The 26,276-nt window shown below is 54.5% G+C and carries 21 protein-coding genes and 2 pseudogenes; 6 read left to right on the forward strand and 17 right to left on the reverse strand.

Translation table 11 applies throughout. The annotated features are described in order from the left end of the window. Nucleotides 1-117: 117 nt before the first annotated feature. The 3 genes from lapB to pgpB all read right to left on the reverse strand — a co-directional run bounded on the left by lapB (nt 118) and on the right by pgpB (nt 2,495). A complete protein-coding gene (gene lapB, locus FHC49_RS18660; protein WP_185666045.1) occupies nt 118-1,287 on the reverse strand; it encodes a lipopolysaccharide assembly protein LapB in 1,170 nt (389 codons plus the stop codon). A gap of 4 nt (nt 1,288-1,291) precedes the next feature. After that, nucleotides 1,292-1,600, reverse strand: coding sequence for a LapA family protein (locus tag FHC49_RS18665; protein ID WP_185666044.1), 309 nt, complete (start codon nt 1,598-1,600; stop codon nt 1,292-1,294). Nucleotides 1,601-1,769: 169 nt separating this feature from the next. Beyond that, the gene (gene pgpB, locus FHC49_RS18670; RefSeq protein WP_185666356.1) at nt 1,770-2,495 is read right to left on the reverse strand and encodes a phosphatidylglycerophosphatase B; all 726 of its coding nucleotides are present in this window, start codon (nt 2,493-2,495) and stop codon (nt 1,770-1,772) included. Between the two features lie 167 nt (nt 2,496-2,662). On the opposite strand from pgpB, the gene ribA reads away from it, so the two are divergent. Continuing rightward, nucleotides 2,663-3,253: a GTP cyclohydrolase II gene (gene ribA / locus FHC49_RS18675; RefSeq protein WP_185666043.1), complete on the forward strand. Its 591-nt coding sequence runs from the start codon at nt 2,663-2,665 to the stop codon at nt 3,251-3,253. A gap of 50 nt (nt 3,254-3,303) precedes the next feature. Here the strand turns inward: ribA and FHC49_RS18680 are convergent. The 3 genes and pseudogenes from FHC49_RS18680 to FHC49_RS18690 all read right to left on the reverse strand — a co-directional run bounded on the left by FHC49_RS18680 (nt 3,304) and on the right by FHC49_RS18690 (nt 6,229). Then, nucleotides 3,304-4,431: pseudogene (locus tag FHC49_RS18680) on the reverse strand (ABC transporter ATP-binding protein). Nucleotides 4,432-4,443: 12 nt separating this feature from the next. Further along, entirely contained in the window at nt 4,444-5,346 is a 903-nt protein-coding gene (locus FHC49_RS18685) for a carbohydrate ABC transporter permease (RefSeq protein WP_220440558.1), read from the reverse strand. Continuing rightward, a complete protein-coding gene (locus tag FHC49_RS18690; RefSeq protein WP_035892909.1) occupies nt 5,339-6,229 on the reverse strand; it encodes a carbohydrate ABC transporter permease in 891 nt (296 codons plus the stop codon). The genes FHC49_RS18685 and FHC49_RS18690 overlap by 8 nt, the downstream gene beginning before the upstream one ends. A gap of 193 nt (nt 6,230-6,422) precedes the next feature. On the opposite strand from FHC49_RS18690, the gene FHC49_RS18695 reads away from it, so the two are divergent. Beyond that, nucleotides 6,423-7,271: a helix-turn-helix domain-containing protein gene (locus FHC49_RS18695; protein ID WP_185666040.1), complete on the forward strand. Its 849-nt coding sequence runs from the start codon at nt 6,423-6,425 to the stop codon at nt 7,269-7,271. A 19-nt stretch (nt 7,272-7,290) separates the two neighbouring features. Here the strand turns inward: FHC49_RS18695 and FHC49_RS18700 are convergent, their stop codons facing one another. From FHC49_RS18700 to FHC49_RS18710, 3 genes and pseudogenes are all read right to left on the reverse strand, one after another. Next, complete coding sequence (locus FHC49_RS18700; protein WP_185666039.1) at nt 7,291-8,400, reverse strand: glycoside hydrolase family 105 protein; 1,110 nt, start codon at nt 8,398-8,400, stop codon at nt 7,291-7,293. A 9-nt stretch (nt 8,401-8,409) separates the two neighbouring features. After that, a pseudogene (locus tag FHC49_RS18705) lies at nt 8,410-9,692 on the reverse strand (ABC transporter substrate-binding protein). Continuing rightward, entirely contained in the window at nt 9,689-10,861 is a 1,173-nt protein-coding gene (locus FHC49_RS18710) for an oligogalacturonate lyase family protein (protein WP_185666037.1), read from the reverse strand. The pseudogene FHC49_RS18705 and the gene FHC49_RS18710 overlap by 4 nt, the downstream one beginning before the upstream one ends. A gap of 425 nt (nt 10,862-11,286) precedes the next feature. On the opposite strand from FHC49_RS18710, the gene FHC49_RS18715 reads away from it, so the two are divergent. After that, nucleotides 11,287-12,042, forward strand: a complete 756-nt coding sequence (locus FHC49_RS18715) for an oligogalacturonate-specific porin KdgM family protein (RefSeq protein ID WP_185666036.1) — start codon at nt 11,287-11,289, stop codon at nt 12,040-12,042. A gap of 123 nt (nt 12,043-12,165) precedes the next feature. On the opposite strand, the gene acnA is transcribed toward FHC49_RS18715, so the two are convergent. From acnA to topA, 5 genes are all read right to left on the reverse strand, one after another. Further along, complete coding sequence (gene acnA, locus FHC49_RS18720; protein ID WP_220440559.1) at nt 12,166-14,841, reverse strand: aconitate hydratase AcnA; 2,676 nt, start codon at nt 14,839-14,841, stop codon at nt 12,166-12,168. Nucleotides 14,842-15,178: 337 nt separating this feature from the next. Then, nucleotides 15,179-15,346: a hypothetical protein gene (locus FHC49_RS18725; protein ID WP_185666034.1), complete on the reverse strand. Its 168-nt coding sequence runs from the start codon at nt 15,344-15,346 to the stop codon at nt 15,179-15,181. Between the two features lie 2 nt (nt 15,347-15,348). Beyond that, nucleotides 15,349-15,465: a YmiA family putative membrane protein gene (locus tag FHC49_RS18730; protein WP_220440560.1), complete on the reverse strand. Its 117-nt coding sequence runs from the start codon at nt 15,463-15,465 to the stop codon at nt 15,349-15,351. Nucleotides 15,466-15,802: 337 nt separating this feature from the next. Then, nucleotides 15,803-16,777, reverse strand: coding sequence for an HTH-type transcriptional regulator CysB (gene cysB / locus FHC49_RS18735; RefSeq protein ID WP_185666032.1), 975 nt, complete (start codon nt 16,775-16,777; stop codon nt 15,803-15,805). A 182-nt stretch (nt 16,778-16,959) separates the two neighbouring features. Further along, the gene (gene topA / locus FHC49_RS18740; RefSeq protein ID WP_220440561.1) at nt 16,960-19,557 is read right to left on the reverse strand and encodes a type I DNA topoisomerase; all 2,598 of its coding nucleotides are present in this window, start codon (nt 19,555-19,557) and stop codon (nt 16,960-16,962) included. A 394-nt stretch (nt 19,558-19,951) separates the two neighbouring features. Here topA and FHC49_RS18745 point away from each other — a divergent pair, with 394 nt between their 5' ends. Continuing rightward, nucleotides 19,952-20,203 carry a YciN family protein gene (locus FHC49_RS18745; RefSeq protein WP_035892923.1) on the forward strand — a complete coding sequence of 84 codons (252 nt, stop codon included), beginning with the start codon at nt 19,952-19,954 and terminating at the stop codon, nt 20,201-20,203. Between the two features lie 95 nt (nt 20,204-20,298). Here FHC49_RS18745 and sohB read toward each other — a convergent pair whose 3' ends face one another. Beyond that, a complete protein-coding gene (gene sohB, locus FHC49_RS18750; RefSeq protein WP_220440562.1) occupies nt 20,299-21,345 on the reverse strand; it encodes a protease SohB in 1,047 nt (348 codons plus the stop codon). Between the two features lie 253 nt (nt 21,346-21,598). Here sohB and FHC49_RS18755 point away from each other — a divergent pair, with 253 nt between their 5' ends. Together FHC49_RS18755 and cobO are read left to right on the forward strand one after the other, a co-directional pair. Continuing rightward, the gene (locus FHC49_RS18755) at nt 21,599-22,360 is read left to right on the forward strand and encodes a YciK family oxidoreductase (RefSeq protein WP_220440563.1); all 762 of its coding nucleotides are present in this window, start codon (nt 21,599-21,601) and stop codon (nt 22,358-22,360) included. Beyond that, nucleotides 22,357-22,947, forward strand: coding sequence for a cob(I)yrinic acid a,c-diamide adenosyltransferase (cobO, locus tag FHC49_RS18760; protein ID WP_185666028.1), 591 nt, complete (start codon nt 22,357-22,359; stop codon nt 22,945-22,947). Before FHC49_RS18755 ends, cobO begins: the two co-directional genes overlap by 4 nt. Here cobO and FHC49_RS18765 read toward each other — a convergent pair. Next, on the reverse strand, nt 22,919-23,893 hold the full coding sequence (locus FHC49_RS18765) for a helix-turn-helix domain-containing protein (RefSeq protein ID WP_185666027.1): 975 nt from the start codon (nt 23,891-23,893) through the stop codon (nt 22,919-22,921). The two genes, cobO and FHC49_RS18765, sit on opposite strands and share 29 nt — an antisense overlap. Nucleotides 23,894-23,916: 23 nt before the next feature. Further along, nucleotides 23,917-26,268, reverse strand: coding sequence for a glycoside hydrolase family 3 C-terminal domain-containing protein (locus FHC49_RS18770; RefSeq protein ID WP_220440564.1), 2,352 nt, complete (start codon nt 26,266-26,268; stop codon nt 23,917-23,919). Nucleotides 26,269-26,276: the final 8 nt, after the last annotated feature.

Below are 26,276 nucleotides of genomic sequence, written 5' to 3' on the forward strand. Positions count from 1 at the left end.
GCGGAAAAGGTAAACGGGCAGCATTCTACCTGCGTGACCGGGCAGGCACAATGCCGAGGGCATGAACGAAGGAGGAAATTAAAGTATGTTGTAACTATGTGGGCTATTTTTCAGAAGTTATTGGCCGTCCAGCCCGCGAATCGGCTTAATGGTCGACCAGGAGCGGCAGGATGGACAGTGCCAGTAAAGCGTATAGGCGGTAAAGCCGCACTTCTGGCAGCGATAGCGCGGCTTGCTGCGCACCTGTTCGCCGACCATGTCACGCAGCACCATCAGGCTCTCTTTGGCGCGCCCTTCTTCCGCCTCGTTGAGGTGGTAGTCCATCAGCTTGTGGAACACACGCATGGTGGGGTGACGCTGCAGCTGGCGCGTCACGTAGGTTTGCGCCGCTTCTCCGCCTTTACTCTGTTCCATCACCTGCGCCAGCATCAGCTCCGCCGTGGCACCGGTGTTCTCTTCCACGCAGCGCTGGAGGAAATGCTCCCACTCTTTGTCTTTGCCGAGCTGGTGATAGCAGGTTTGCAGCATTTCCAGGGTTTCGCTGACCAGCTCTTTATCCTGGTCAATCACCCGCAGCAGGCTGTCCATCGCTTTGGCGTAGTCGCCTTTCGCCATCCACGCGCGCCCCATCATAATGGACACTCGCGCGCTTGACGGGTCGGCCGCCGCGCCGCGCTTGAGCAGCGACATGGCTTTATCGAGATCGTCATTGCCCATTTGCTGCAGCGCCAGCTCGCACCAGAAGTGAGCGATGTCGCCGCGATGTTTATCTTTACCCAGCTTCACCAGGCGCTCGGCGGTATCGATAGCCTTTTGCCAGTCGCTGGTAGCCTGGTAGATTTGCAGCAGCTGCTGCAGCGCGCTGATGCGGAAGTCGGTTTCGTCTACCAGTTGATTAAACATGTCTTCGGCACGGTCATACAGCCCAGCGGCCATATAGTCACGGCCCAGCTGCTGCACCGCCAGCAGGCGCTGGTCGTAGGTCAGAGAGGCGCTTTCCATCAGCGTCTGGTGGATGCGGATAGCGCGGTCAACCTCGCCGCGTGAGCGGAACAGGTTGCCCAGCGTCAGGTGAGCTTCCACGGTGCCGGTATCCTCTTTGAGCATATCGAGGAACAGGTCAACCGCTTTATCCTGCTGGTTGCTTAAAAGAAAGTTCACCCCTGCCACGTAGTCACGCGACAAGCGGTTCGCTTCGTCCTGTTTGGACTGTTGTGCACTTCTGCGGCCCATATACCAGCCATAGGCTGCTGCTACGGGTAAAAGCAGAAACAACAACTCCAGCATGTAATTATTCCTTCGCCGCCGGAACGGCCGGGGTTACCGGTGCCGTCGCGTCGGGCGTCATTTGATGTTCGAGTCTTTTGATTTTACGTTCGGCACGCAGCAGCGAGACGCGCACGCGCAGCCAGAACAGGCCGCAGACCAGCCAGCCAATCGCGAAGCCCACGGCAAACAGCACCGCCAGCAGCGTAGAAATTCTGAATTCGCCCTGAGCAAGCAGGTAGTTGAAGGTTACCAGCTGATCGTTTTGTGCACCCAGCGTCACCGAAATGACAAAAATCGCTAACACCAATAAGAAAATGAGTAGGTATTTCACATGACTTCCCGTTATGTGGCTTTGGCAGTGTCGACACCGCACCCAGCCTTATAAAATAACATCTTCACCGCGACGACGAAATGGAAAAGCGCACTGAGAGGCTTAGATCTGTGGTTAGCCACGATGGAAATCAACCCTTTCCCCTGAATTCTCTTCGCCGCGCCCGCGTTTATGCCGTTTTTTCCAGCGGCCCACACCAATAGCGCACCAGCCAACAGGCTACCGTTGCCAGCAGCCACGACATCACCGTCGCCACCATCAGATCCAGCGGCCAGTGCATGCCCAACAGCAGACGGCTGCCCATCACGCCTATCGCCCAGGCCATCGCCAGCGCCACCGTCAGCACCTGACGACGCGGCCACAGCAGCCCCACCATCAGCAGCGCCCAGGTCGCCGCAAACATGGTGTGACCGGAGGGAAAGGCGAATCCGGTCTCTTTTTGCCAGTGATGGCGTAAAAAGCCGGGAATATCATTTTGTTGCGCCAGCTGTTCTTTCACCAGCGCCGCCCTTTCTTTACGCTTTAAAGTGTAGAACTGTGCGACGGGAATTTGCTGCGTTTTTTCCAGCCAGACCACAAAAGGCCGTGGTTCCTGCACCTGCTCCTTTACCAGCGATTTCGCCCCCTGGCCCAGCAGCACGGTCGCGCTGAGTACCAGAACCAGGATAATCGCATTGCGCCGCCCAGGCCGCAACATCACGATAACCAGCGCGCACAGCAGCAAATGGGTAATAATGCCCCACGGTTGGGTCACGGTTTCCGTTATCGCATACAGCGCGTGTAGCCCCCATCCGCTCGGCGCTGGCAGCCACTGCCAGCCGGAAAGCCACACCGCCAGCGGCATCAGTAGCAATAGGGCGGCGGCAATGGTCGTTCGTCCCGCGATGGTGCGCATTTCTCTTCCTTCTTGCATCAATGTCATCGTCCAACCTAAGGATAAAGTGTCAAATTTGTGCGCTTTACGAGCGGTCACCCGCGCACAATTAGGTGAAGTAAAGCACGTTGTGGCAAAATAAGGAAAACAGAAGGCGCTGATCGCGCTGAGATAATCTGGAGAATCACATGCAGCTTAAACGAGTGGCAGAAGCCAAACTGCCAACCCCTTGGGGCGATTTCCTGATGGTGGGCTTTGAAGAACTGGCAACCGGGCACGACCACGTCGCGCTGGTTTTTGGTGATATTACCGGGCAGACCCCGGTGCTGTCGCGGGTTCACTCTGAGTGTCTGACCGGCGATGCGCTTTTCAGTCTGCGCTGTGATTGTGGTTTCCAGCTTGAAGCCGCGCTGTCGCACATTGCGGAAGAAGGCCGTGGGATCCTGCTGTACCATCGCCAGGAAGGCCGTAACATCGGTCTGCTCAATAAAATCCGCGCCTACGCGCTGCAGGATCAGGGCTATGACACCGTTGAGGCAAACCACCAGCTGGGTTTCGCCGCCGACGAGCGTGATTTTACCCTGTGCGCCGATATGTTTAAACTGCTGGGCGTAGACGCCGTGCGTCTGCTGACCAACAACCCGAAAAAGGTTGAGATCCTGACCGAAGCGGGCATCAACATCGTTGAACGTGTGCCGCTGATCGTGGGCCGTAACCCGAAAAATGCCCACTATCTCGATACCAAAGCGGCCAAGATGGGGCATTTGCTCAATAAATAAGGTCATAGTCGCCGTTTATCACTAAACGGCGACCTCTTTATTCCCTCTGCTTAAAGTGTAATATTCAGCTCGCTCTCGGCATCAAAAATATGGCATTTCGCCATCTCAAAGCGGAACCATACCTGGCTATTCAGCCCGGCATCCAGAATCGACTTCACCTGATCGGAAGGCATACGTGCCGTCAGTTCAAAATCCCCCACCTGCAGGTAGAGAAAGAACTCGTGGCCCATATTCTCAACGCGGATAAGCGTGCCCCGACCGCCGCCTTCAGCAAACGGCTGCGTTGAGACGTGAACGTACTCGGGGCGAATCCCAAAGCAGACCGCTTTATCGACGTAGTGCGCCACCTTCTCCTGCTGCTGCGCGTTAAGCGGTAGCGTGTCCTGGCCAACGGTGATGTGCAGACCGTCATCTTTCCGCACAATACTGGCCGGTTTGATGTTCATCTCCGGCGCGCCGATAAACCCGGCCACGAACATATTTTGCGGATAGTGGTAGAGATTATCCGGCGTATCGACTTGCATAATATGGCCGAGTTTCATCACTCAGATACGGTCACCCATGGTCATCGCTTCGGTCTGGTCGTGGGTGACGTAAACGGTGGTCGCCGGTTTACCGGAGCGTTTGAGCGATTTATGCAGATCGGAAATACGAATACGCATTGACGCGCGCAGTTTGGCATCGAGGTTCGACAGCGGTTCATCGAAAAGAAACACGTCCGGCTTTTTCACAATCGCGCGGCCTACCGCCACGCGCTGCGCCTGGCCGCCGGAAAGCTGACGCGGGAGGCGGTCAAGCAAATCCTCCAGTTCAAGAATTTTCGCTGCTTCATTCACCTGTGCGGCAATCTGCTCTTTCGGCAGCTTGCTCAGCTTCAGGCCAAACGCCAGGTTCTCGCGCACCGTCATGTGCGGATAAAGCGCATAGTTCTGGAACACCATCGCAATCCCACGCTCTTTCGGCGGCAGGTTGTTGACAATCTTCTCGCCAATGCGCACTTCCCCACCGCTAATGGTTTCCAGCCCCGCCAGCATGCGTAAAGTAGTCGATTTGGCGCAGCCGGACGGGCCGACAATCACCATAAACTCCCCTTCCGCAATCTTAAGGTCGATACCATGTACCGCTTTGAAGCCGTTGGAGTAGACCTTTTCCAGTTTATTGAAAATCACTTCAGCCATGATAGTTCCCTCTTAACCTTTAATTCCGCTGCTGGAGACACCCTGGACGAAGTAGCGCTGCGCCAGGAAGAAGACAATGATTGACGGCAGAATCGAGATGCTCGCCATCGCCAGAATTTCGTTCCACGGTGCGCCTTCGGTCACGTCGATGGACATTTTCAGCGCCAGTGCAATCGGATATTTATCCACGCTGTAGACGTAAATCAGCGGGCCGATAAAGTCGTTCATCGACCACATAAACTGGAACAGCGCCACCGAGATAATCGCCGGTTTAAGGATGGGCACCACCACGTACCACAGCACCTGCCAGGAGTTGCAGCCGTCAATCTGCGCCGCTTCTTCCATGTCACGCGGTACGCCGCGCAGGAACTGAATCAGCATAAAAACGAAGAACCCTTGTGTGGCAAACGCCGTCGGCAGATACAGCGGCAGATAGCTGTTGAGCATGCCCATTTCGCGGAACATCAGGTACTGCGGGATCAGCAGCACCGTGCTCGGCAACAGCATGGTGGCAATCAACGTGGCAAACCAGAATTTCTTCCATGGGATCTCGAAGCGGGCAAAGCCGTAGGCCACGATGGTTGAAGAGACAATGGTCAGGATCACCTTCGGAATCACATACTTGAAGGTGTTAATCATATAGTGGCCGAAGTCGTATTCCGTCCCCGTTTTCCAGCCGTTGATAAAACCATCCCAGGTGGCATGAACCGGCCAGAGGTTCAGGGTAGTGAAAATTTCGTGGTTCGGTTTAAACGATGCCGAGAACATCCACGCCAGCGGATAGAGCATCATCAGCCCGACCACCAGCAGAATGGTATAACGCAGCGACCGACTCACTTTTTCGCGGCGCAGCGTGCGGGCCACTTCACGTGCGGCCTCCTGCTCGGTCGCAGACATGGTTTGCAGATCAGCCATTTTTGCCTCCCTTATCGGCGGAGTAGAAGACCCAGTATTTCGATGATTTGAAGGCCACGGCCGCAAAGGCAGCCACCACCAGGAACAGGACCCACGCCAGCGCAGCGCCGTAGCCCATATCGAAATATTTAAACGCGGTATCGTAGATATAGAGCGAGAACAGGTAGGTATAGTAGGTCGGGCCCCCGCCGGTAATCACATACGGGCCGGTAAATTCCTGGAAGGTACCACTGGTCTGCATAATAAAGTTAAAGAAGATTACCGGCGTAATCAGTGGTACCGTCACCTTGAGGAACATCTGCCATTTCGACGCGCCGTCGATCATCGCGGCTTCATACTGCGACTGCGGGACGTTTTGCAGCGCCGCCAGGAAGATGACCATCGCCGAACCAAACTGCCAGACGCGCAGCAGCGTAACGGAAATCAGCGCCAGCGAGGGTTCACCCAGCCAGTTGATCGGATCTACGCCGATCGCTCCCAGCATGCTGTTGAACAGGCCGTCGATGGCGAACAGCGCTCGCCATAAGACCGCAATAGCTACCGAGCTGCCAAGAATCGACGGGATGTAGTACGCGGTGCGAAAGAAACCGATGCCCCGCAGTTTGAAATTGAGCACGAAGGCAATGCCCAGCGCGAACGCCAGTTTGACGGGAATGGTCAGGAACACGTAGACAAAGGTCACCGCCATGGATTTCCAGAAGAGTGGATCTTCCGTCAGCATGTAGCGATAGTTTTCAATGCCGTTAAATTCCGGTGGACTCATTAAATCGTACTGGGTAAAACTCAATAAAAAAGACGAAATAAAGGGAAAAGCGGTAAACACCACTAGCCCTATTATGTACGGTGAGATCCATGCCAGCCCTAATAACTTATTCTCGTTCATAGATTCCTCTAATATAATAAAGATATCTTGCACAACGACCCGCGTTAACGGTTTGCATAGTGATCTTTATCACATTTAATATTGCCTGATTAATTTTAGCTGTGAACTCCAGCAGAATAATGAAAAAACATTTCATTTTTTAAAGATTAAAACCTATAGTCGAAAAATAATCTTTCTTCTGAAGGCTATTGCTATGGCATTGCGTCGTCATTCCACCTATTTTCCTGAAAATGCATCACTGATGATTAAGCACATCGCTGACCAGGATGTCTGTCCGCTGCACGCCCATGACTTTTATGAAATGGTTTGCGTCTCATCCGGCAGTGGGATGCACGTCATTGACGGGATTTCGTGGCCTATCAGCTGTGGTTCGGTATTTATCGTCTCGCCGAATGAAGAGCATTATTTTGAGAAAGTTGAAAAACTGTCACTGCTCAATATCCTCATTCATCCGGATTTTCTCACCGAGACGCTGCTCACGCTGCTAGCTGACTTCGCGCCAAATAAACAATTTATGGCCACCCATCAAACCATCGTACATAGTGCATTTTATACCAACCTATTAAATGAAGAATTAAACAAAGATTTAGCCTGGCGCTCCATTATGCTGGAAACGTTATTTACGCAACTCGCCGTATTTTTACAACGTGGTCACGTGAGTCAAACCTCTCATCGCTGCGCCAAGGAAGATTCAATTATCTATTTGCTGAATTATTTGCATCACAATTATGCAAACGATCAATTAAGCATTGATTATCTGGCACAGAAATTTAATATTCAAAAGCGCATGCTGGAGCGAAAAGTGCAATCTATTACCGCCCTGACGCCCAACGATTACATCACCCACGTCCGCTTATGCCATGCGATGAATCTGTTGGTCACTTCGGAACAGTCCATTACCGATATCGCCTACCTGTGCGGTTTTAACGACAGCAACTACTTCTCCCATCGCTTCAAACTCTTTTTCGGCATGCCGCCGCGCACGGTACGCAAGTACGGGCTGTTCCCCCTGATAAATCACCGTACGGCTCTCCAGTCCTGAGACCAGGAGCCGTTGCAGCTTAGATAAACAGATTCTGATACTCGATCAACGCCAGCATCGCCATCGCCTGCCCATACGGCATGGAGGTGCGTTCGATATTGCGGTAGTAGTCGAGATCTTTGCCCATTCCGGTGCCGAAAGAGACGTTTGCCAACTCGCCCTGCGGCGTAATCTGGCGCATGACCCCTTCCGCCGCCGCCACCCCGGTCGCCAGGAAGCGTTTATCGATATAACGCTTACGAACCGCCTTCAGAATGCCGTAGGCAAAACCTGCTGAGGCGGAAGATTCCAGGTAGGAGGTAGGATCGTCCAGCAACGTATGCCACAGCCCGCTCTCTTTATCCTGACGTTCCGCCAGCGCGGCTACCTGACGTGAAAGCTGCCCTAACAGGAACTCGCGCACTGGGTCGCCCTGCGGGAGGTCAAGCATCTCAATAAAGTCAGGGATCGCCACCGTCACCCAGCTATTACCGCGCCCCCACAGCGCTTTGGCATAGTGATGTCGGCCTTCGAAATTCCAGCCGTGGTACCACAGCCCCGTAGGCGCATCGCACAGATACTGCGAATGCAGCAGGAACTGCCGTTTGGCCTCTTCAACCCATTCCGGGCGATTCAGCACCAGGCCCGCTTTCGCCAGCGGCATCACGCTCATCATCAGCGTGTCGTCCCATAGCTGCTGATGGTGCGCATAGTTAAAGGTCATATGTTGCAACCCGCCCAGCTCGGTGCGCGGCATCTCGTACATCACCCAGTTAGCCCAGCATTCGATATAGCGCTTCCACGGGGTGTAGCCGTTCTCTTCATACACTGAGGCCAGGGTCAGCATTGGCGCCATGGTGTTGACGTTTTTGGTTGGCGTGCCTTCACGGAAACGATCCGTAAACCACTGTTCGATAATCGCCAGCCATCGCGGGTCGCGGGTTTGCTGCCAGTACTGCCAGAGCCCGTATAGCCCCACACCGTGGGTCCATTCCCAGCCGCCCCACCCTTTGGTGTCAACCACGCGCCCATCGGCCAGCGTCATCAGAAATGCGCCGTTTTCGTCGCGAATATTCACCAGCGCATCGATCAGTTTTTCGGTCATCAGCACCGTTTCATCGACGCTAAACTGCAGTTGTTTCCTCTCCATGAACTCCCCTTACTTCGTCGGTGCATGTTTACGCAGCGCGCGTTTCGCCGTGCGTTCAAACTCTTTTGCTGCATCTTCAGCGCTGATTTTGCCGTAGTCGATCCGCTGGGTGAGATCCAGCCAGTACTGTTCGATCTCCGGATTTTTGAAGTACGGCGAGACGTAGACGTTGTCCGACGGCATGCTTTCCACCAGCTTCAGCCCGGTGATCACCGGGTCGTTCGGCTGCGCCATATCGGTTTTCACCACGAAGTCCGCCGCCGCTTTACTGACCGGGAAGCCGCGTTCCAGCCCCATTAGCTGCACGCCTTCCGGCTGGTTGACCATAAAATCAAGCAGCATGGCCGCCTCTTTCGGGTGTTGCGTGTTACGGCTGATAGCAAAGATCATCGATGGTTTAATAAACAACCCCGCATCTTTAGCGCCCGGCAGCAGCGGATAGGGCCCGACTTCCAGCTTCGCCGGCGGCGTCAGGGTGTCTTCATATTTGGCGACCGCCGAGCTCATCAGGTTCGAGCCGCCAAATTCGCCATTGATCCACGGTTTCATCTCAAACGGCTGCGCTTTGCCAAAAGATTGGATGTACTTCTGGCTTGGCAGAACATGCTCGGCGACCAGTTTCTGGTAGATCTGTACAAATTCCAGCCACTGGGCTTCGCTGTAGGTGAACTCGCCTTTTTCATTGAGCATCGGCTGGTTGTACTTCTGCACCATCCACGAGTTGATTAGCTCCATTGAGGTGGTGACGATCGCCGGGTAGTAGTTATCGCCGAGCTTCTCTTTAAACACCTGTCCGGCGGCGAAGAGTTCATCCCAGGTTTTTGGATAAGCCAGTCCGGCTTTCTTCCAGGTTTCCGTGTTGTAGTAAAGAATGGGAGCCACCAGCGACACCGCACTTTGCCATTGACGGTGACGGTGCCAAGCTTGCCCGCGTAGTTATCCAGCCCCACCTCTTTGCTCAGTTGGTTAAGGTCGTAAAAGCCGTTGCCCGAGCGTGAGAACACCTGAATCCAGCTCCAGTCGAGCTGCATCACATCGGGTTCATTCTTCCCGGCAATCTGCGTGGAAAGACGTGACACAAAGCCATCCCAGCCGGTGTACTCCGCTTTCACCTTGATATTCGGATGCGCCTGCTCAAAGGCGCGAATGGTTTTCAGGGTGTTCTGGTGACGGGAGTTCGCTCCCCACCAGGCCACACGCAGCGTCACCGTGTCGCTGTCGTCCGCAAACGCCGGGGCCGTACACAGCAGGCCGCTACAGGCGAGCATTAACGAGAAGGCAATCTTTTTCATTTCGAGCTTCCTTTCAGTAAAGGGGCAATCTCTGCCAGATAGACGGCAGGCAGGCCGTCGCGGTCAGAGGTGTAGAGCACGTGGCTTAAATCCGGGCTAAAAGAGGGATGCGGGTGGCTCGCCTGGCACTGCCCGTCAATCACGCGCCAGGAGGTGTCGTGACGGGTAATTTTGCGTGTTTGCTTTTGGCCTGGCTCAAACAGGTAGAGCCACGGATCGGTTAACGCCGTGTAGCCGCCCTCATCGGTTAAATCAACCGGCGTGCCGCAGCCGTCGCCGACCAGTAACGAGCCGTCGTAATTACTCATCAGGTGCGAACAGGCAGGCATTTCCATCACCTTCTCGCTCTGTGCGCTGCCGGCCAGCGTCTGGCAGATATGGCGTTGATGCGTCTCTTTATTCAGCGAGACGAAAACGATGCGTGAACCGTCAGGCACCCAGAATTCATGGGTGAAGGTTTCCACTTCCGGCTGGCTTACCGGCGCCGAAAGGCCGGTCTGGCGATCGTACAGCCAGATGCGGTTGCGAATCAGGTCATGCGGCCCTTCATGGCAGTACATGATGGTATTGGTGTCATTCGGACGAAAGCCAGGGTGGCCCAGCCAGCGCGGCTCTTCAAACAGCACCTCCGAATGCCCGCTGGCAAGATCGATAACCTCGCAGCGGGTGGTCGGGTTCAGGTGATATTGCCGCTGGAAATCGTTCCAGTCGTTCAGCGGGATCCAGGTATCCGCTGACAGCGACATGCCGATCATCTTGCTGCCGGTGCTGTCCGGTGCCCAGGCGCTGGTGCTGACCCACTGCGCGGGCAGCTCGTAGAGCACCTCTTCGCGTAGGGTATCCAACTCAACCCTGACAATATGGCGGTTGTGGCGCATAAAGATCAGGGCGCGGTCATCTTCGGTGATAAAGCCGTCAAAGCTGTTGTCACCCGGCCCTTCCGTCAGTTGACGCAGGGTATGCTGTTGCAGATCCAGCAGCCAGTAGTTCCAGTTGCCATCATCGACGCCGCCAATCAGCAGCTGCGTGCCCCCCTGCAGGAAGCACTTCTGATAGAAGTAGTTGCGGTGAAAAATACGATCCCGCGGGGTTAGCCGGACCACGCGAGCGTGCGTGACGGGGTCAATTTCAGATGTAAACGTCAGTGGAGTGACATCACCCTTTGCCATAGTGTCCTCAATGTCAGGAGTTGTCGGGTCGGTTCAAAGGCATCTCAGGATGCAAATTCTCCCGTCAGTCTTAGCTGACAGGATCAGCTCACAGCATGCCGGGGCGTATCGGCAATAACCTTTGAAATAATGACAAAGCCCGTTACTGGATGACGCAATAACTAAGGTTTCAGCGTTATCATGAATAATTTCAGGCATGCTCACATTCTTAACACGATAAATATATTTCTTAGCTTTCCCGACAAAAAATCAAAATAGTTGGTGATTTTATAAAGGTTTTAACGTCGCAGCGGATGCTTAACTACGTGCGTTCATTTAGCGAAAGCTTGCCAGTAGTGGCAATTAATACATCGACAGGCTCACGCAGGATAAACCGAGTGCATTGTGTAATGCATTATTCAAATAATAATGAGGGAAGAATTGTTATGTTATCCGGTAAATACCTTATAGCAGGTTGCGTTTTATTAACCAGCAACGTTGTGCTGGCTGAAGAATATACCTCTCCGATCCGCTCACTCAGCCTTGATTACCGACATGAGTATCGCGTTCGCGATCGTACCCACTACGACAAGCTGAACATGTCTGCAGCGCTGCCGGACAATTACAATTTTGCGATTGAGACCAAATACAAAACCGGTGGTGATGACCCACAGGATAAATGGTATAACGACCCGGTGATTAACGCTGTGGAATTAACACTATCGAAATCATTTACCTTCGGTAATTTCAAAATTGCGCCATTAATTCAGCCAGAATTCAACAATGAAAGAACGGAATGGAAATTTGGCTTTGTGCCATGGTACACGTTTAATGAAAATTGGGCGGTCGGCGGGATGTACCGTTTTGAAATGACTGATTATGCCAACGATCCCGACTGCGGATATAACGGGGATAAATCCTGTAGCACCAATAAACACCGTACCGTAAACCGTGGCGACCTTTATCTGCGCTACACTCTCGACCGTTTCTCCACGACCTACAAATTTATCTATAAGCATGGCGATGAGATTCTGTGGGGGAACCAGCATTATGACTACGAGCAGGAGTGGCAGTTCGACTACACCCTCGGGGATAAAAAAGAGTGGAAGCCGTACGTCACCTTTGGCGACATTGGCCGCTCATCCCGCTCTACCGAACGTCAGTTCCGTCTGCGTATGGGGGTGGTCTACACCTTTAAATAAGCAGAAAACCTCTCACACCGGATGGGTGTGAGAGGCGGGTTTCTGTTCAACGTGCCGCTCTCATTTTCTTTTGCTTCTGTTATTGCCATCGTCCGTTTTGGGGCCAGAAATCGGCCCCTTTTTTTATCCCAGCATGTTACGAATAACGTAGTGCAGGATGCCATCGTTCTGGTAGTAGGTTAGCTCCGTCGCCGTATCAATACGGCAGCGACACGCCAGCGTCTGCTGCTGCCCGTCCGGCCGGGTGATCAGCACCGGAATGGTCGCCCCCGGCTTCAACTGCTGCAGCCCAGCGATATCGATCTGCTCTTCACCGGTTAGCTTCAGCGTTTTACGATCTTCCCCCTGCGGGAACTCCAGCGGCAAAATGCCCATGCCAATCAGGTTCGATCGGTGAATACGTTCGAACGATTCGGCGATCACCACCCTGACACCCAGCAGGCGCGGACCTTTTGCCGCCCAGTCGCGGCTGGAGCCTGAGCCGTACTCTTTCCCGGCAATCACCGCCAGCGGCGTACCCTGCTGCTGATAGGCCATCGCGGCATCGTAAATCGACATCACCTTGTCGCCCGGTAGCAGGCGCGTCATGCCCCCTTCCACGCCGGGTACCATTTCATTGCGAATACGAATATTGGCAAAGGTGCCGCGCATCATCACCAGGTGGTTACCGCGGCGGGAACCGTAGGAGTTGAAATCGCGGCTGGCAACGCCGTTGTCCTGCAGGTAGCGGCCTGCTGGGCTGTCGGCCTTGATACTGCCTGCCGGCGAGATATGGTCGGTGGTGACGGAGTCTCCCAGCATCGCCAGCACGCGTGCGCCGTGGATATCCTGTACCGGATCGGGCGTCACCCCCATTTCATCAAAGAACGGCGACAGTCGGATATAGGTGGAATCATCCTGCCATTCATAGGTGTCGGAAGCAGGAATGTCGATCGCCTGCCACTCCGGCGTTCCGGCAAAGACCGCCGCATATTCTTTGTGGAACATCCCGGTAGAGACCTGCTGCACCGATTCGGCTATCTCGGCGCTGGTCGGCCAGATATCTTTCAGGTAGACCGGGTTCCCTTTGCTGTCCTGTCCCAGCGGATCGTGAGTGAGATCCACCCGCATATTCCCGGCCAGCGCGTAGGCCACCACCAGCGGAGGCGAGGCCAGCCAGTTGGTTTTCACCAGTGGGTGAATACGGCCCTCAAAGTTACGGTTACCGGAAAGCACCGCGCCAACCGTCAAATCGCCCTGCTTGATGGCATTCTCAATCGGATCCGGCAGCGGGCCGGAGTTACCGATACAGGTGGTACAGCCATAGCCGACGAGGTTAAAACCAAGCTGGTCAAGATAAGGCGTAAGACCCGCATGGGCCAGATAGTCAGAGACTACCTTCGACCCTGGCGCCAGCGAGGCTTTAACCCACGCTTTTGGCTGCAAGCCTAGCGCGACGGCTTTTTTCGCCAGCAGGCCAGCGGCCATTAGCACGCTAGGGTTCGAGGTGTTGGTACAGGAGGTAATTGCGGCAATCACTACCGCGCCTTCAGGAAGCGCATGCGTTTCGCCGTTAAGCGTAAAGTCGACGGCGTTTTTCCCCGTTGAACCCTGGTTTACCGCCAGTTCGGTCGTGGCGTTAAACGCCTGCGGCACCTGAGCCAGCGCGACGCGATCCTGCGGGCGTTTCGGCCCGGCGAGGCTGGCTTCAACGTCGTTCATATCCAATGCCAGCGTCTGGCTGAAGACCGGTTCATCACCCTTGCGTCGCCACATCCCCTGCGCTTTCGCATAGGCTTCAACCAGCGCTACCTGCTCGTCGCTGCGTCCGCTGAGGCGCATATACGACAGGGTAATGTCATCAATCGGGAAGAAGCCGCAGGTTGCGCCGTATTCCGGCGCCATGTTGGCAATCGTGGCTCGGTCGGCCAGCGGCAGAGAATCCAGCCCGTCACCGTAGAACTCGACAAATTTACCCACCACGCCAAGCTTACGCAGCATCTGCGTGACCGTCAGCACCAGGTCGGTGGCGGTGATCCCTTCGCGTAGCTTGCCGCTGAGCTTAAAGCCGACTACGTCAGGAATGAGCATGGATACCGGCTGCCCCAGCATCGCGGCTTCCGCCTCAATACCGCCCACGCCCCAGCCCAGTACGCCAAGGCCGTTAATCATCGTCGTATGCGAATCAGTCCCGACCAGGGTATCGGGATAGGCAACCCATTCATCGCCCTGCTGCTCGCTCCACACTGCGCGCCCCAGATATTCCAGGTTTACCTGGTGGCAGATCCCGGTGCCCGGCGGCACGACGCGGAACTGACTGAAAGCCTGCTGCCCCCAGCGTAAAAAAGTGTAGCGTTCGTGGTTGCGAGACATCTCCAGGCGCACGTTCTCATCAAACGCCTCGTCATCGCCAAAACGGTCCACCGTGACCGAGTGGTCAATGACCAGGTCAACGGGCGACAGCGGGTTCACTTTGCGGGTATCCCCGCCGAGGCGTTTTACCGCTTCGCGCATGGCGGCGAGATCGACCACCGCCGGCACGCCGGTAAAGTCCTGCATCAGGACGCGGGCGGGACGATAGGCAATTTCACGCTCGGCATGGGCCTGTTTAAGCCACCCTGCCAGCGCCTGAATATCTTCAGCGGTGACCGAATCGCCATCCTGCCAACGGAGCAGGTTTTCCAGGAGAACTTTGAGTGATTTTGGCAGGCGGGTGATGTCACCCAGGGTCTTAGCAGCCAGCGGCAGGCTGTAGTAATGGTAGGTTTTATTATCGACCTGTAGTGTATCCTTGCAGGTCTCTCGTAGTGTTGACGACATAGCTCCTCCTTAAATGGCGGGAATTGCAGTACTCTGACACTCCTCATGGTCCTTACACTAAATCATTCGAGTTGCATCAAGGCGGCAAGCGAATGAATCCTCAGGAGCGTACACAAGTACGTGACTGAGGTGAATGAACGCAGCCAACGCAGAAGCAACTCGAAGGATGACGTGTATTTAAAAGATAACACATTCAGTGGATAACGCCGGAAAAGGGCTCAGATTGATAAATTCAATCAATGGGTTATTAAGAATAACATCCGGATGGAATTAATAGCAGGGAAAGGATTTATTTCGTTTGGCGGCGTGAAAATGAAAGTAAAAAATAACCATAAAGTTATTGTTTCTTATTCTCATCCTGATTGAAGAGATCGATAAACTCTTTTTGGTCGCGGGTCAGATTCCATTCATCAGGAATATTGACCTTACTATTTTTGTCATCTTGCGGTTTTTTTTCTACCGGAGCGGAGGGCTTCACCGGCTTGACGCGTTCAGACGTAAGCACGGTTAGCCCCAGATTTTCCAGACCAGCAGCGCTACCGCTACCCAGAACAGCGCAGAGCCGAGGAATACGCTCAGCCAGGCTTTGCGTTTCACACGAGAACCGTTATTTTCTGACACCATTACTGCCCTCTCACAATCGATATTACTTATCATTTTCACACCAATCAATTGTTACAACTAATCATCGTTGAGATAAATCCTAAGTAAATTTTAAGCAAAAATCCAGAGGTTTTACGAATATTACATGGAGATTAATTTAATCTTTTGAGCTCAATGAGATATTTGAAAAGAGAAGTTTGCCTAACCCTAAATTTATTTCTACTTTTGCTACGTCATGAGTAATAGAAACAATTCTTAGTCAGGATTTTGCGCGATGAGGAAGGGGAAAAAGGCGTGCTGGAGCAAGGATATAAGTGAATCCGCCTCTTCCGGGAAGAGGCGGATAATTAAATCAGACTTATTTTTCCGGCAGCTTAATATCTTTAAACATGGCTTCAATGTCTTCATTCGAGCGCAGCGCTACGGCGGTATCGACCACATCACGCGTCAGGTGTGGTGCGAATCGCTGAATAAAATCATACATATAGCTACGCAGGAAGGTGCTGCGACGGAAGCCAATTTTGGTGGTGCTGTGGCTGAAAATACCTTCTGCATCCAGCTTAACCAGATCAGGGTCAGAAACAGGATCGACGGCCATGCTGGCAATTACCCCCACCCCTAATCCCAGACGGACGTAGGTTTTAATCACATCGGCGTCGGTGGCGGTAAAGACAATACGCGGCGTCAGTCCGGCGCGGTTAAAGGCGGTGTCCAGCTCGGAACGCCCGGTAAAACCAAAGGTGTAAGTGACCAGCGGATACTGCGCCAGTTCCTCAATGGTGACAGACGTTTTGGAGGCCAGCGGGTGCTCCGGCGTGACGACAATCGAACGGTTCCAGTGATAGCAAGGCAGCATCACCAGATCGTCATACAGATGCAGCGCTTCGGTAGCGATGGCAAAGTCAGCATTGCCTTTAGAGACCGCTTCGGCAATTTGCGTAGGCGACCCTTGATGCATGTGCAGCGATACGCGTGGGTAACGCTCGATAAAGCCTTTAATTACACCCGGCAGCGCATAGCGTGCCTGAGTGTGGGTGGTCGCCACGTACAGCGAGCCTTTATCAGGCCAGGTATGCTCACCGGCAACGGATTTAATCGCATCCACTTTCGACAGGACTTCACGCGCGATACGGATGATTTCCTGACCCGCTGGTGTAACCTGCGTCAGATGTTTACCGCTACGGGCAAAAATCTGAATCCCCAGCTCATCCTCCAGCATTCTGACCTGCTTACTGATACCCGGCTGCGAGGTGTACAGACCTTCAGCGGTGGAGGAGACGTTAAGGTTATGATTGACCACCTCAACGATATAGCGGAGTTGCTGTAATTTCATGCGGTTGTATCCAGTCTGCGCTCAGGAATCGGTCATAAAGACGATTTAATCATAAGAAATGCATTGGCTATAACCACTATATCATTTATAGCAAGTGTGTATAGATGGAAACAAAAAATAATAACGAGGTTATAAAAAAGGGCCGCAAATGCGGCCCTTTGTGATGCTATTGGCAAAAAACGCTACTTTTTCGCTTCAACCCATTTACCGTCAACGAAGAACGCTGACCAGCCGGTCGCCTTGCCTTCTTTCTCAGAAGCGACGTACTGCTGTTTGGTTTTACGGCTAAAACGAACCATCGTTTTGTTGCCCGCCGGGTCCTGCTGAGGCGCGTCGGCCAGATAACGCAGTTTTTCTGGCAGACGATCACGGAAGCGGAACAGCTCTTCTACCAGCGGCGCGCGGGTTTCACGTGATTTCGGGAAGGTGTTGGCCGCCAGGAATACCCCAGCCGCACCGTCACGCAGCACAAAATACGCGTCCGACTTCTCGCACGGCAGCTCTGGCAGCGGAACCGGGTCTTCCTTCGGCGGAGCCACTTCACCGCTACGCAGAATTTTACGCGTGTTCTTACACTCTTCGTTAGTACAGGCCATGTACTTACCGAAACGCCCCATTTTCAGGTGCATTTCAGAACCACATTTCTCGCACTCAACGATCGGGCCGTCATAGCCCTTAATGCGGAACTCACCCTCTTCAATCTCGTAGCCATCGCAGGTCGGGTTGTTACCACAAACGTGCAGCTTACGCTTCGGATCGATAAGATAGCTGTCCATCGCCGTGCCGCACTTCTGGCAACGACGTTTGGCGCGCAGCGCGTTGGTTTCCGCATCATCGCCTTCCAGTACGTTCAGTACTTCGTTTTCCGGCACCAGGTTAATGGTGGTTTTGCAGCGTTCTTTTGGCGACAGCGCATAGCCGGAACAACCAAGGAACACGCCGGTGCTGGCGGTACGGATACCCATTTTGCGACCGCAGGTCGGGCAGTCGATGCTGGTCAACACCATCTCGTTCGGCTGCATGCCGCCCTCTTCTGGTGGTTTCTCAGCGGTTTCCAGCTGCTTGGTGAAATCACCAAAGAACAGATCCAGCACCTGCTTCCATTCGGCTTCGTGGTTGGCCACGCGGTCGAGGTGGTCTTCCATCTGTGCGGTAAAGTCGTAGTTCATCAGCTCGCGGAAGTTCGCTTCCAGACGATCGGTGACGATCTCACCCATTTTTTCCGCATAGAAGCGACGGTTTTCGGTGCGCACATAGCCACGATCCTGGATGGTCGAGATGATCGACGCATAGGTGGACGGGCGACCGATGCCGCGTTTTTCCAGCTCTTTAACCAGCGAGGCTTCGCTAAAGCGAGCAGGCGGTTTGGTAAAGTGCTGTGCTGGCGTCAGTTCAACTAGGCTCAGCTTATCGCCCTGATTGACCATCGGCAGCGTACGGTCTTCATCGCCTTTACGCAGCGCTGGCATCACTTTGGTCCAGCCATCGAAGCGCAGGGTACGACCACGCGCTTTGAGTTTGAAATCACCCGCTTTCACGGTCAGCGTGGTGGAATCGTACTGCGCTGGCGTCATCTGGCAGGCCACGAACTGGCGCCAGATCAGCTGGTACAGCTTCTGCGCGTCCGCTTCCATATCTTTCAGCGCTTCCGCCTGAACGGAAACGTCGGAAGGACGAATCGCTTCGTGCGCTTCCTGCGAGTTTTCTTTGCTGGCGTACTGATTCGGGTTCTCCGGCAGGTATTTTTTGCCGAAGTTATCGCCGATAAAGTCGCGAACCATGTTTACCGCATCTTGACTCAGGTTGGTGGAGTCGGTACGCATGTAGGTGATGTAGCCCGCTTCATACAGACGCTGCGCCATCATCATGGTTTTCTTCACGCCAAAGCCCAGACGGGTGCTTGCCGCCTGCTGCAGCGTGGAGGTAATAAACGGCGCGCCAGGCTTGCTGCTGGTCGGCTTATCTTCACGCTCAAGGACGCTGTAGCTGGCTTTTTCCAGCAGGCTGACCGCCGCCATCGTTTCGTCACGGTTGACCGGACGGAACGGTTTATCACCCTGGTGGGTGACTTCCAGCGGCAGCGCATCGCCGCTCGGCGTGGTCGTGCTGGCGTCAATTTCCCAGAATTCTTCCGGCACAAACGCTTTAATTTCGCGTTCGCGTTCCACCACCAGACGAACCGCCACGGACTGAACGCGACCGGCGGATAAACCGCGGGCGATCTTTTTCCACAGCAGCGGCGAGACCATGTAGCCCACAACGCGGTCCATAAAGCGACGCGCCTGCTGAGCGTTAACACGGTCGATATTCAGCTCGCCCGGCTTTTCGAACGCCTGACGAATCGCATTTTTCGTAATTTCGTTAAACACCACGCGGCTATAGCGTGATTCATCACCACCGATCACTTCCCGCAGGTGCCATGCAATGGCCTCCCCTTCGCGGTCAAGGTCAGTTGCGAGATAGATGTGGTCGGCTTTTTCCGCCAACTGTTTGAGTTCTGATACTACCTTTTCTTTGCCTGGCAGCACTTCATAGTGTGCAGCCCAGTCATGCCACGGGTCGACGCCCATGCGGTTAACCAGCGCGCCTCGTTCATCCTTTTTAGGCTTTTTGGCCGTTTTGGTGGAGGTAGAGTCAGCGCTCTTTTTGGCGGCTGAGCCACTTGTCGGCAAATCGCGGATATGACCGACGCTGGACTTAACCACGTAGTCATTACCCAGATACTTATTGATCGTTTTGGCTTTTGCCGGGGACTCAACGATAACGAGAGCTTTACCCATATTCACCTTACCTAATTTGATTCTTCCAGGAATACATCGCACATGTTCCACATTCCACTGGCGACAAGCCTTGTATGTTGCGGCAATACCAATGGATATCAACCCTTTACCGACTGGCTTTTGAGACAAGTAGCCAGGTAGCTGAGTTTACAGACTTTTTTTCGTCAGGGTCTATAGCACGAAGAATATTTGGTCGAATGTCAAGCAAATCTGTTGCCAGATCGCCGAAAGCGTCACACTGTACCTGATAAAATTCGTTACGCAACTTTATTAGCATGCAATCACCAATCATGCCAACTCTGAGGTAAAATGCTTGTCCCTGGTAAACGTCGGGAAAATTTGCCCGAAGACGGCGCCCGGCGTAGACTAGCGCAGGAATTTTGAGGAGTTGAATATGTCAAATAATAGCCAACCTATCGATCGTCAGACACTGCTTATTGAAGCAAACCGCCTCATTCGTGAGCATGAAGATACTATGGCGGGTATTGAAGCCACCGGCGTGGAACAGCGCAACGGCGTGCTGGTCTTCAGCGGTGAATATTACCTGGATGAACAGGGCCTGCCGACGCCGAAAAGCACGGCGGTGTTTAATATGTTCAAGTATCTCGCCCACCAGCTGTCTGAAAAGTATCACCTGGTTGACTGAACGTAGGGCTCACGCCTGAGCAGTCTGATATGGCCCGGTAAACCTGGTTTACCGGGCCATAGAGTAGTAGAAAGGTATAGAGTAGAAAGGAACCGTTACAGCAGTGGTTTCTGACCACGCTGCCACCAGCGCATCATCAGTTTGTCAGCGCTTTCAGCCGCACTTCCGGTAAACCGGTCCATCATTTTCTTACGCTGCGCATAGCGCACGCCGAAAACGTCACGCCCTTCCATCAGGCCAAGCAGCAGTTCATCGCTGGTGCCCACTTCATCAACCAGCCCTTTTTCCTGCGCCTGGGTACCGTACCAGTGTTCACCGGTAGCAACCTGGTCGATGTCCAGAGACGGACGCATCCGCTTTACAAAATCTTTAAACAGGTGGTGCGTTTCGTTCAGCTCTTCGCGAAACTTCTGGCGTCCTTCTTCGGTGTTTTCACCGAGCAGGGTCAGTGTACGCTTGTACTGACCAGCGGTATGCAGTTCGACGTCGATATCTTTATTTTTCAGGAAGCGGTTGAGGTTCGGGATCTGCGCCACTACGCCAATCGACCCGAGAATAGCAAATGGCGCCGCCACAATTTTGTCAGCCACGCAGGCCATCATATAGCCGCCGCTGGCCGCCACTTTATCGACCGCTACCGTCAGCGGGATCTGCTTATCGCGGATACGCTGCAGCTGCGATGCCGCAAGGCCATAGCCGTGAACGACGCCGCCGGGGCTCTCCAGACGCACGACCACCTGATCCTGCGGAGTCGCAACGGTCAGAACGGCAGTAATCTCTTCACGCAGGGAGGAGACTTCATGCGCATCCATACTGCCTTTAAAGTCGATAACCCAGACGCGCGGTTTGGTTGCCGCCGTGGTGTCGCCCTGCTTCGCTTTGGCTTTGGCCGCTTTGGCTTCCAGCTTCAGTTTCTTCTTTTGTGTCTTATGCCAGAGCTTTTGCTGCGGCGCGTCGAGCAGCGCCACGGCTAAATCTTCCTGCATATCCTTGTGCTGCTCGCTTAAGTTAGTGATTCGCAATTCACCGCGCTGGCGTTTGCGCTGCGTGACGTTGACAATCAGTACGGCAACCACCGCAATGGCGACAACGACAGTGACGATTTTCGCCAGAAAAAGACCATATTGAAAAAGTAATTCCACACATCCACCTTGTACAAAAATCACAGAATCTACCGCTCAGTGTACAACACCGCGTTCAGTACGTCTCGACTGCAGTATCAGGCCACGAGGCGCATTCCAGATTACTTTTTTGCTGATGAAATCATTGCAAATTGTTAATTACTCGTTGTCTCTCCCGTGCGCCGATTGAAATAGCGCGCAGATTCAGGCATAAAGCCCAAAAGCCATGAAAAGTACATGAAATATGGCGGGTATACGCCATAAAGGAGTCACCGTGCACTATCAACCTCAGCTCGATTTGTTGCAAAACCGTATCATTCTGGTCACCGGTGCCAGCGATGGTATCGGTCGTGAAGCGGCAATCACCTATGCCCGTTACGGCGCCAGCGTTATTTTGCTTGGCCGCAGCGATGAAAAACTGCGTGCGGTTGCGCAAGAAATAGACCATGAAGGTTTACGGCCCGCCCGCTGGTTTACCCTCGACCTGCTCACCTGTACGCCGCAGGAATGCCAGCACATTGCTCAGCAGGTTAGTCTGCACTACCCGCATCTTGACGGCGTGCTGCACAACGCCGGGCTTCTGGGTGACGTGGTACCGATGGACCAGCAGGACCCCACCGTTTGGCAGCAGGTGATACAGGTCAACGTCAACGGCACCTTTATGCTCACCCAGGCGCTGCTGCCGCTGCTGCTGAAAGCAGAATCCGGTTCACTGGTCTTTACCTCATCAAGCGTCGGCCGCGAAGGACGCGCCAACTGGGGTGCCTATGCGGTGTCGAAATTTGCCACCGAAGGGATGATGCAGGTACTCGCTGAAGAGTATAAAAATCGTCCTCTGCGGGTGAACTGTATTAATCCCGGCGGTACGCGTACCAAAATGCGTGCCAGCGCCTTCCCAACGGAAGACGCGCTGAAGTTGAAAACGCCTGCCGATATTATGCCGCTCTATCTGTGGCTGATGGGTGATGACAGCCGCCGTAAAACCGGTATGACTTTTGATGCCCAGCCAGGGCGTAAACCAGGAATTGCACAATGAGTGATGAACGTTACCGCGAGCGCCAGCAGCGCGTAAAAGAGCGCGTGGCCGCCCGCGTGGCCGCCGCCCAGGATACCCGTGGCATCGTTATCGTCTTTACCGGCAACGGTAAAGGCAAAACCACCGCCGCCTTCGGTACCGCGACCCGCGCGGTTGGCCACGGTCATAACGTTGGGGTGATCCAGTTTATTAAAGGCACCTGGCCTAACGGCGAGCGCAACCTGCTTGAGCCGCTCGGCGTCGAGTTTCAGGTGATGGCCACCGGTTTTACCTGGGACACCCAGAATCGGGAGAGCGATACCGAAGCCTGCCTCGCCGTCTGGGAACATGCGAAACGGATGCTGGCCGACGATACGCTGGACATGGTGCTGCTCGATGAGCTGACCTATATGGTGGCGTACGACTATCTGCCGTTAGAAGAGGTATTAACCGCGCTGAAAAACCGGCCGCATCACCAGACGGTGATTATCACCGGTCGCGGCTGCCACCGGGATATTCTTGAATACGCCGATACGGTCAGCGAACTGCGGCCGGTGAAGCATGCGTTTGAAGCCGGTATTAAGGCGCAGATTGGGATTGATTACTGACCGCTAATCGGTCGAGAAGCGCATGATTGAGCGGCAGGCACAGGCAGTCTTCGCCCTGTGCCAGAGCGACCTCCGTCAGATTCTGGCGCGAAATAAAGCGCTTGCGGTACTCCGTCGGCGTCAGCCCGCAGTATTTATTAAAAGCGGCAATCAGCAGCTTGTGCTCCTGAAAACCGCAGCTGTGGCTGATGTCGGTAATCGGTGTCCGCGTGTCGCGCAGTAGCGTGCGAGCTTTGTTCAACCTAACCAGCGTCAGATACTCTTTGAAATTGTGCCGACTGACCTTTTTAAACAGTCGGGAGAACCACGAATAGCTCATCCCGCAATGCTCAGCAACATCGCTGAGGGTCAGCGGTTGATCAAAGTGTTGATTAATATACTCAATCCCTTCTTTGATCATCGCCTCTTCCCGCAGCGTACTTTCCCCTCGCTCAATAGACTGCCCGGCAGCCACCAGCGCGTCCAGGAGCAGATAGATAGCAGCGATACGCTGAAACGGCGCATGATTATCAATGATGCGGTCCAGAAGCGCCGTCAGCCGCTGGAAAACCACGCGGTCGGCAGCGCTCATGGCAGGTGCGTGAGTGCGCCACTCCAGCAGCGGTGCAGGATGTAGCTCATCAAAAAGCCCGGGGGAGAACTGTACTGTGACCAGTTGGCTCCCCTCCTCCTCCGCGCTCAGTTCATGCACCTCTTCGGCGTTGATATAGAGCATTTCGCCCTGCTGCAGCATCACGTTCTGCTGGCCGACGGTCAGGGAAAAGCGCCCGTTCAGCACCGTAATCAGCTCCGGTGCCGGATGCCAGTGCGGCTCGCAGTAGCGAACCTCAGCGGCAAACACATTCAGCTTTTCCGCGTCAAAAGCAATCAGCTCATAGCCGCTATTCGCCGTCTGCCGCCCGGCGTGTGTCGCCGGATGGGGATGCGTCACTGAAAATGGGAACACGCGCTCTCTCCTGTTGTGGGCCGTTATTGGGGTTCAGCCAGCACGGCGTTTAGCTCATCGCGGTCGATATCGAGTGCCAGGAACTCGGTCAGCGCAATCAGCAGGCCGCAGAACAGATCCGGGGCCAGACGAATCAACTTTTCTCGTACCTGCTCTGATGGCAACTGGCTCTTATCAGCAATCAGCTGCACGACGCGAGCAAAGGCTTTCGGCTGCTGAATCAGCTGCTGCAACGAGTTATCGTCGCGCAGCGGCACGTAACGCGCCGGGCAATCCACCGTAAACGTCGCGTTCAGCGGCAGGTCGCGGGAAGAACCACCAATATGTACCTGCCAGTTTCCCGGCGTTATCACCCAATCAGCAAGGCCAGGATGGTAGCAGGCCAGTTCGCTAATCGGTAGCTGCAGGCTGACGCGTTGGGTCTCACCCGCTGCAAGGGCTATTTTATCAAACCCTTTCAGTGCGCGGACCTCACGGATCAGTTCACCCTCTGGGGCAGAAACGTACAGCTGCACAATCTCTTTGCCGTCTACCGCGCCGATGTTGCTCAGATCAAAGCTAACGGTGAGCGTGTCCTCTGCGCCAAGCGTCTCCGCTGACAACGACAGGTTGCGGTAGCTAAATTGGGTATAGCTTAAGCCAAATCCAAACGGGAAGCGCGGCGTCAGACAGCGTTTATCGTAGTACCGATAACCCACAAACAACCCTTCACCGTAGTGGTGCCGCAGGTTTTCGCCAGGGTAGTTCAGCCAGGCCGGCGTCTCTTCCAGGGTGTTAGGCACGGTCACCGTCAGCTTGCCGCTTGGGTTACGCTGACCGAACAGAATCTCCGCTACCGCGCGCCCCATACCCTGCCCGGCAAAGAAGGTTTCCAGCAGCGCTTTGCATTCACCAAGCCATGGCATCACCACCGCGTCGCTGTTTGCCAGCACCACCACCACGTTGGACTGTACCGACGCCACTTCGCGAATCAGTTGCTCGTGTACCGCCAGAATATTCAGATCGTGACGGTCGCCGTTCTCCCCGTCTTCACCTACTGCCGTACTGACGAAGATCACCGCTACATCGGCCTCTTGCGCGGCCACCTTCGCCTGCGTCAGCGCGGCTTCATCACTCTGCAGGTCGTCCGGCGCACCGACGGCCCAGCTAACGCTGAATGCCTCACCGGCAAGATCGAAAATCTCATCCAGCGGACGGTCAAGCAGATACGGCACCGTGGTTGCGCAGCCGGATCCCTGAATCACGGGCTCCTGCGCCGGTTTACCCAGCACGGCGATACGCGGCGTTTTTTCCGGACGCAGCGGCAGAAGATTGTCGTCATTTTTCAGCAGAACGATAGATTCCGCCGCCAACTGCTGTGAAAGACGGTGATGTGCGGAGAAATCGGCCTGAATGCCTGGGCGGCGATTGCGCTGCACTTTATCCAGCAGTTCCAGCATCCGCAGGCAGGCGCTATCGACTACCGCCATTGGCACTTCACCGGCGTTGATGGCCGCCAACAGCGTCTGCTTATCGCGGCGAGTTTCCGGCATCGCCAGATCGTTCCCTGCCACAAGCGACGCAGGACGATCTTTAATACCGTACCAGTCGGACATTACCAGGCCGTCATAGCCCCACTCATCGCGCAGCACCTGCGTCAGCAGGAATGGGTCCTGTGAAGTCTGCACACCGTTCAGGCGGTTATAGGAAGACATCACCGTCCACGGCTGCGATTTAGCAATCGCCCGCTGGAAGCCCGCCAGATAGATCTCCCGCAGCGCGCGCTCTTCAATAATGGAGTCCATTTCAGTGCGACGGTATTCCGAGTTATTGGCCGCAAAGTGTTTCAGGCTGGCGCCCACGCCTTCATCCTGTAAGCCGTTGATGAGCGCCGCGGCAATATCGCCGCTCACTACTGGATCTTCGGCATAGTATTCGTAGCCGCGCCCCGCCAGCGGCGTGCGGCGAATGTTAATCCCCGGCCCCAGTAAAATCCCGACGCCCATATGCTGGCATTCGCGCCCCAGCGCCTGGCCCATCTGATAGACCAGATCAATATCCCAGCTACAGGCAAGGCTTGAACCGTTAGGGAAGCAGGTGGCCGGTAGCGAGGCGCTGAACAGCGCTTCACTGCCCCCTTTCGCTGCCGGTTCTTCGGCGTTAGCGCGGCCGGCAGTTTGGGTGATCACGGAGATAAAATCATCCATGCTCCACTTTTCGTTGCCGTCTATCTGCGCGCTGCTGTAACGCACACCGTAGGTGCCGTCGGTCATCACGATATCGTCGATACCATGCTGCGGCAGGCTCGCCGTGCGCCACAGTCCGCTGCCGGTCAGCAACGCCACTTTTTCTTCTGCATTCATTGCCGCAATAAGCGTTTTAAAATCACGATTCATTTCTCTGG

This window comes from Kluyvera sp. EC_51 (genome assembly GCF_019584505.1).
Classification (GTDB): Bacteria; Pseudomonadota; Gammaproteobacteria; order Enterobacterales; family Enterobacteriaceae; genus Kluyvera; species Kluyvera sichuanensis.

What these genes read in the sequence shown, in the direction of transcription:
- FHC49_RS18690 (WP_035892909.1), bottom strand. Translation starts at nt 6,229, where the DNA reads ATGAACGAGAATAAGTTATTAGGGCTGGCATGGATCTCACCGTACATA.
- cysB (WP_185666032.1), bottom strand. Translation starts at nt 16,777, where the DNA reads ATGAAATTACAGCAACTCCGCTATATCGTTGAGGTGGTCAATCATAAC.
- cobO (WP_185666028.1), top strand. Translation starts at nt 22,357, where the DNA reads ATGAGTGATGAACGTTACCGCGAGCGCCAGCAGCGCGTAAAAGAGCGC.
- FHC49_RS18715 (WP_185666036.1), top strand. Translation starts at nt 11,287, where the DNA reads ATGTTATCCGGTAAATACCTTATAGCAGGTTGCGTTTTATTAACCAGC.
- lapB (WP_185666045.1), bottom strand. Translation starts at nt 1,287, where the DNA reads ATGCTGGAGTTGTTGTTTCTGCTTTTACCCGTAGCAGCAGCCTATGGC.
- pgpB (WP_185666356.1), bottom strand. Translation starts at nt 2,495, where the DNA reads ATGCGCACCATCGCGGGACGAACGACCATTGCCGCCGCCCTATTGCTA.
- topA (WP_220440561.1), bottom strand. Translation starts at nt 19,557, where the DNA reads ATGGGTAAAGCTCTCGTTATCGTTGAGTCCCCGGCAAAAGCCAAAACG.
- FHC49_RS18700 (WP_185666039.1), bottom strand. Translation starts at nt 8,400, where the DNA reads ATGGAGAGGAAACAACTGCAGTTTAGCGTCGATGAAACGGTGCTGATG.
- FHC49_RS18695 (WP_185666040.1), top strand. Translation starts at nt 6,423, where the DNA reads ATGGCATTGCGTCGTCATTCCACCTATTTTCCTGAAAATGCATCACTG.
- FHC49_RS18745 (WP_035892923.1), top strand. Translation starts at nt 19,952, where the DNA reads ATGTCAAATAATAGCCAACCTATCGATCGTCAGACACTGCTTATTGAA.
- acnA (WP_220440559.1), bottom strand. Translation starts at nt 14,841, where the DNA reads ATGTCGTCAACACTACGAGAGACCTGCAAGGATACACTACAGGTCGAT.
- FHC49_RS18685 (WP_220440558.1), bottom strand. Translation starts at nt 5,346, where the DNA reads ATGGCTGATCTGCAAACCATGTCTGCGACCGAGCAGGAGGCCGCACGT.
- ribA (WP_185666043.1), top strand. Translation starts at nt 2,663, where the DNA reads ATGCAGCTTAAACGAGTGGCAGAAGCCAAACTGCCAACCCCTTGGGGC.
- FHC49_RS18710 (WP_185666037.1), bottom strand. Translation starts at nt 10,861, where the DNA reads ATGGCAAAGGGTGATGTCACTCCACTGACGTTTACATCTGAAATTGAC.
- FHC49_RS18770 (WP_220440564.1), bottom strand. Translation starts at nt 26,268, where the DNA reads ATGAATCGTGATTTTAAAACGCTTATTGCGGCAATGAATGCAGAAGAA.
- FHC49_RS18730 (WP_220440560.1), bottom strand. Translation starts at nt 15,465, where the DNA reads ATGGTGTCAGAAAATAACGGTTCTCGTGTGAAACGCAAAGCCTGGCTG.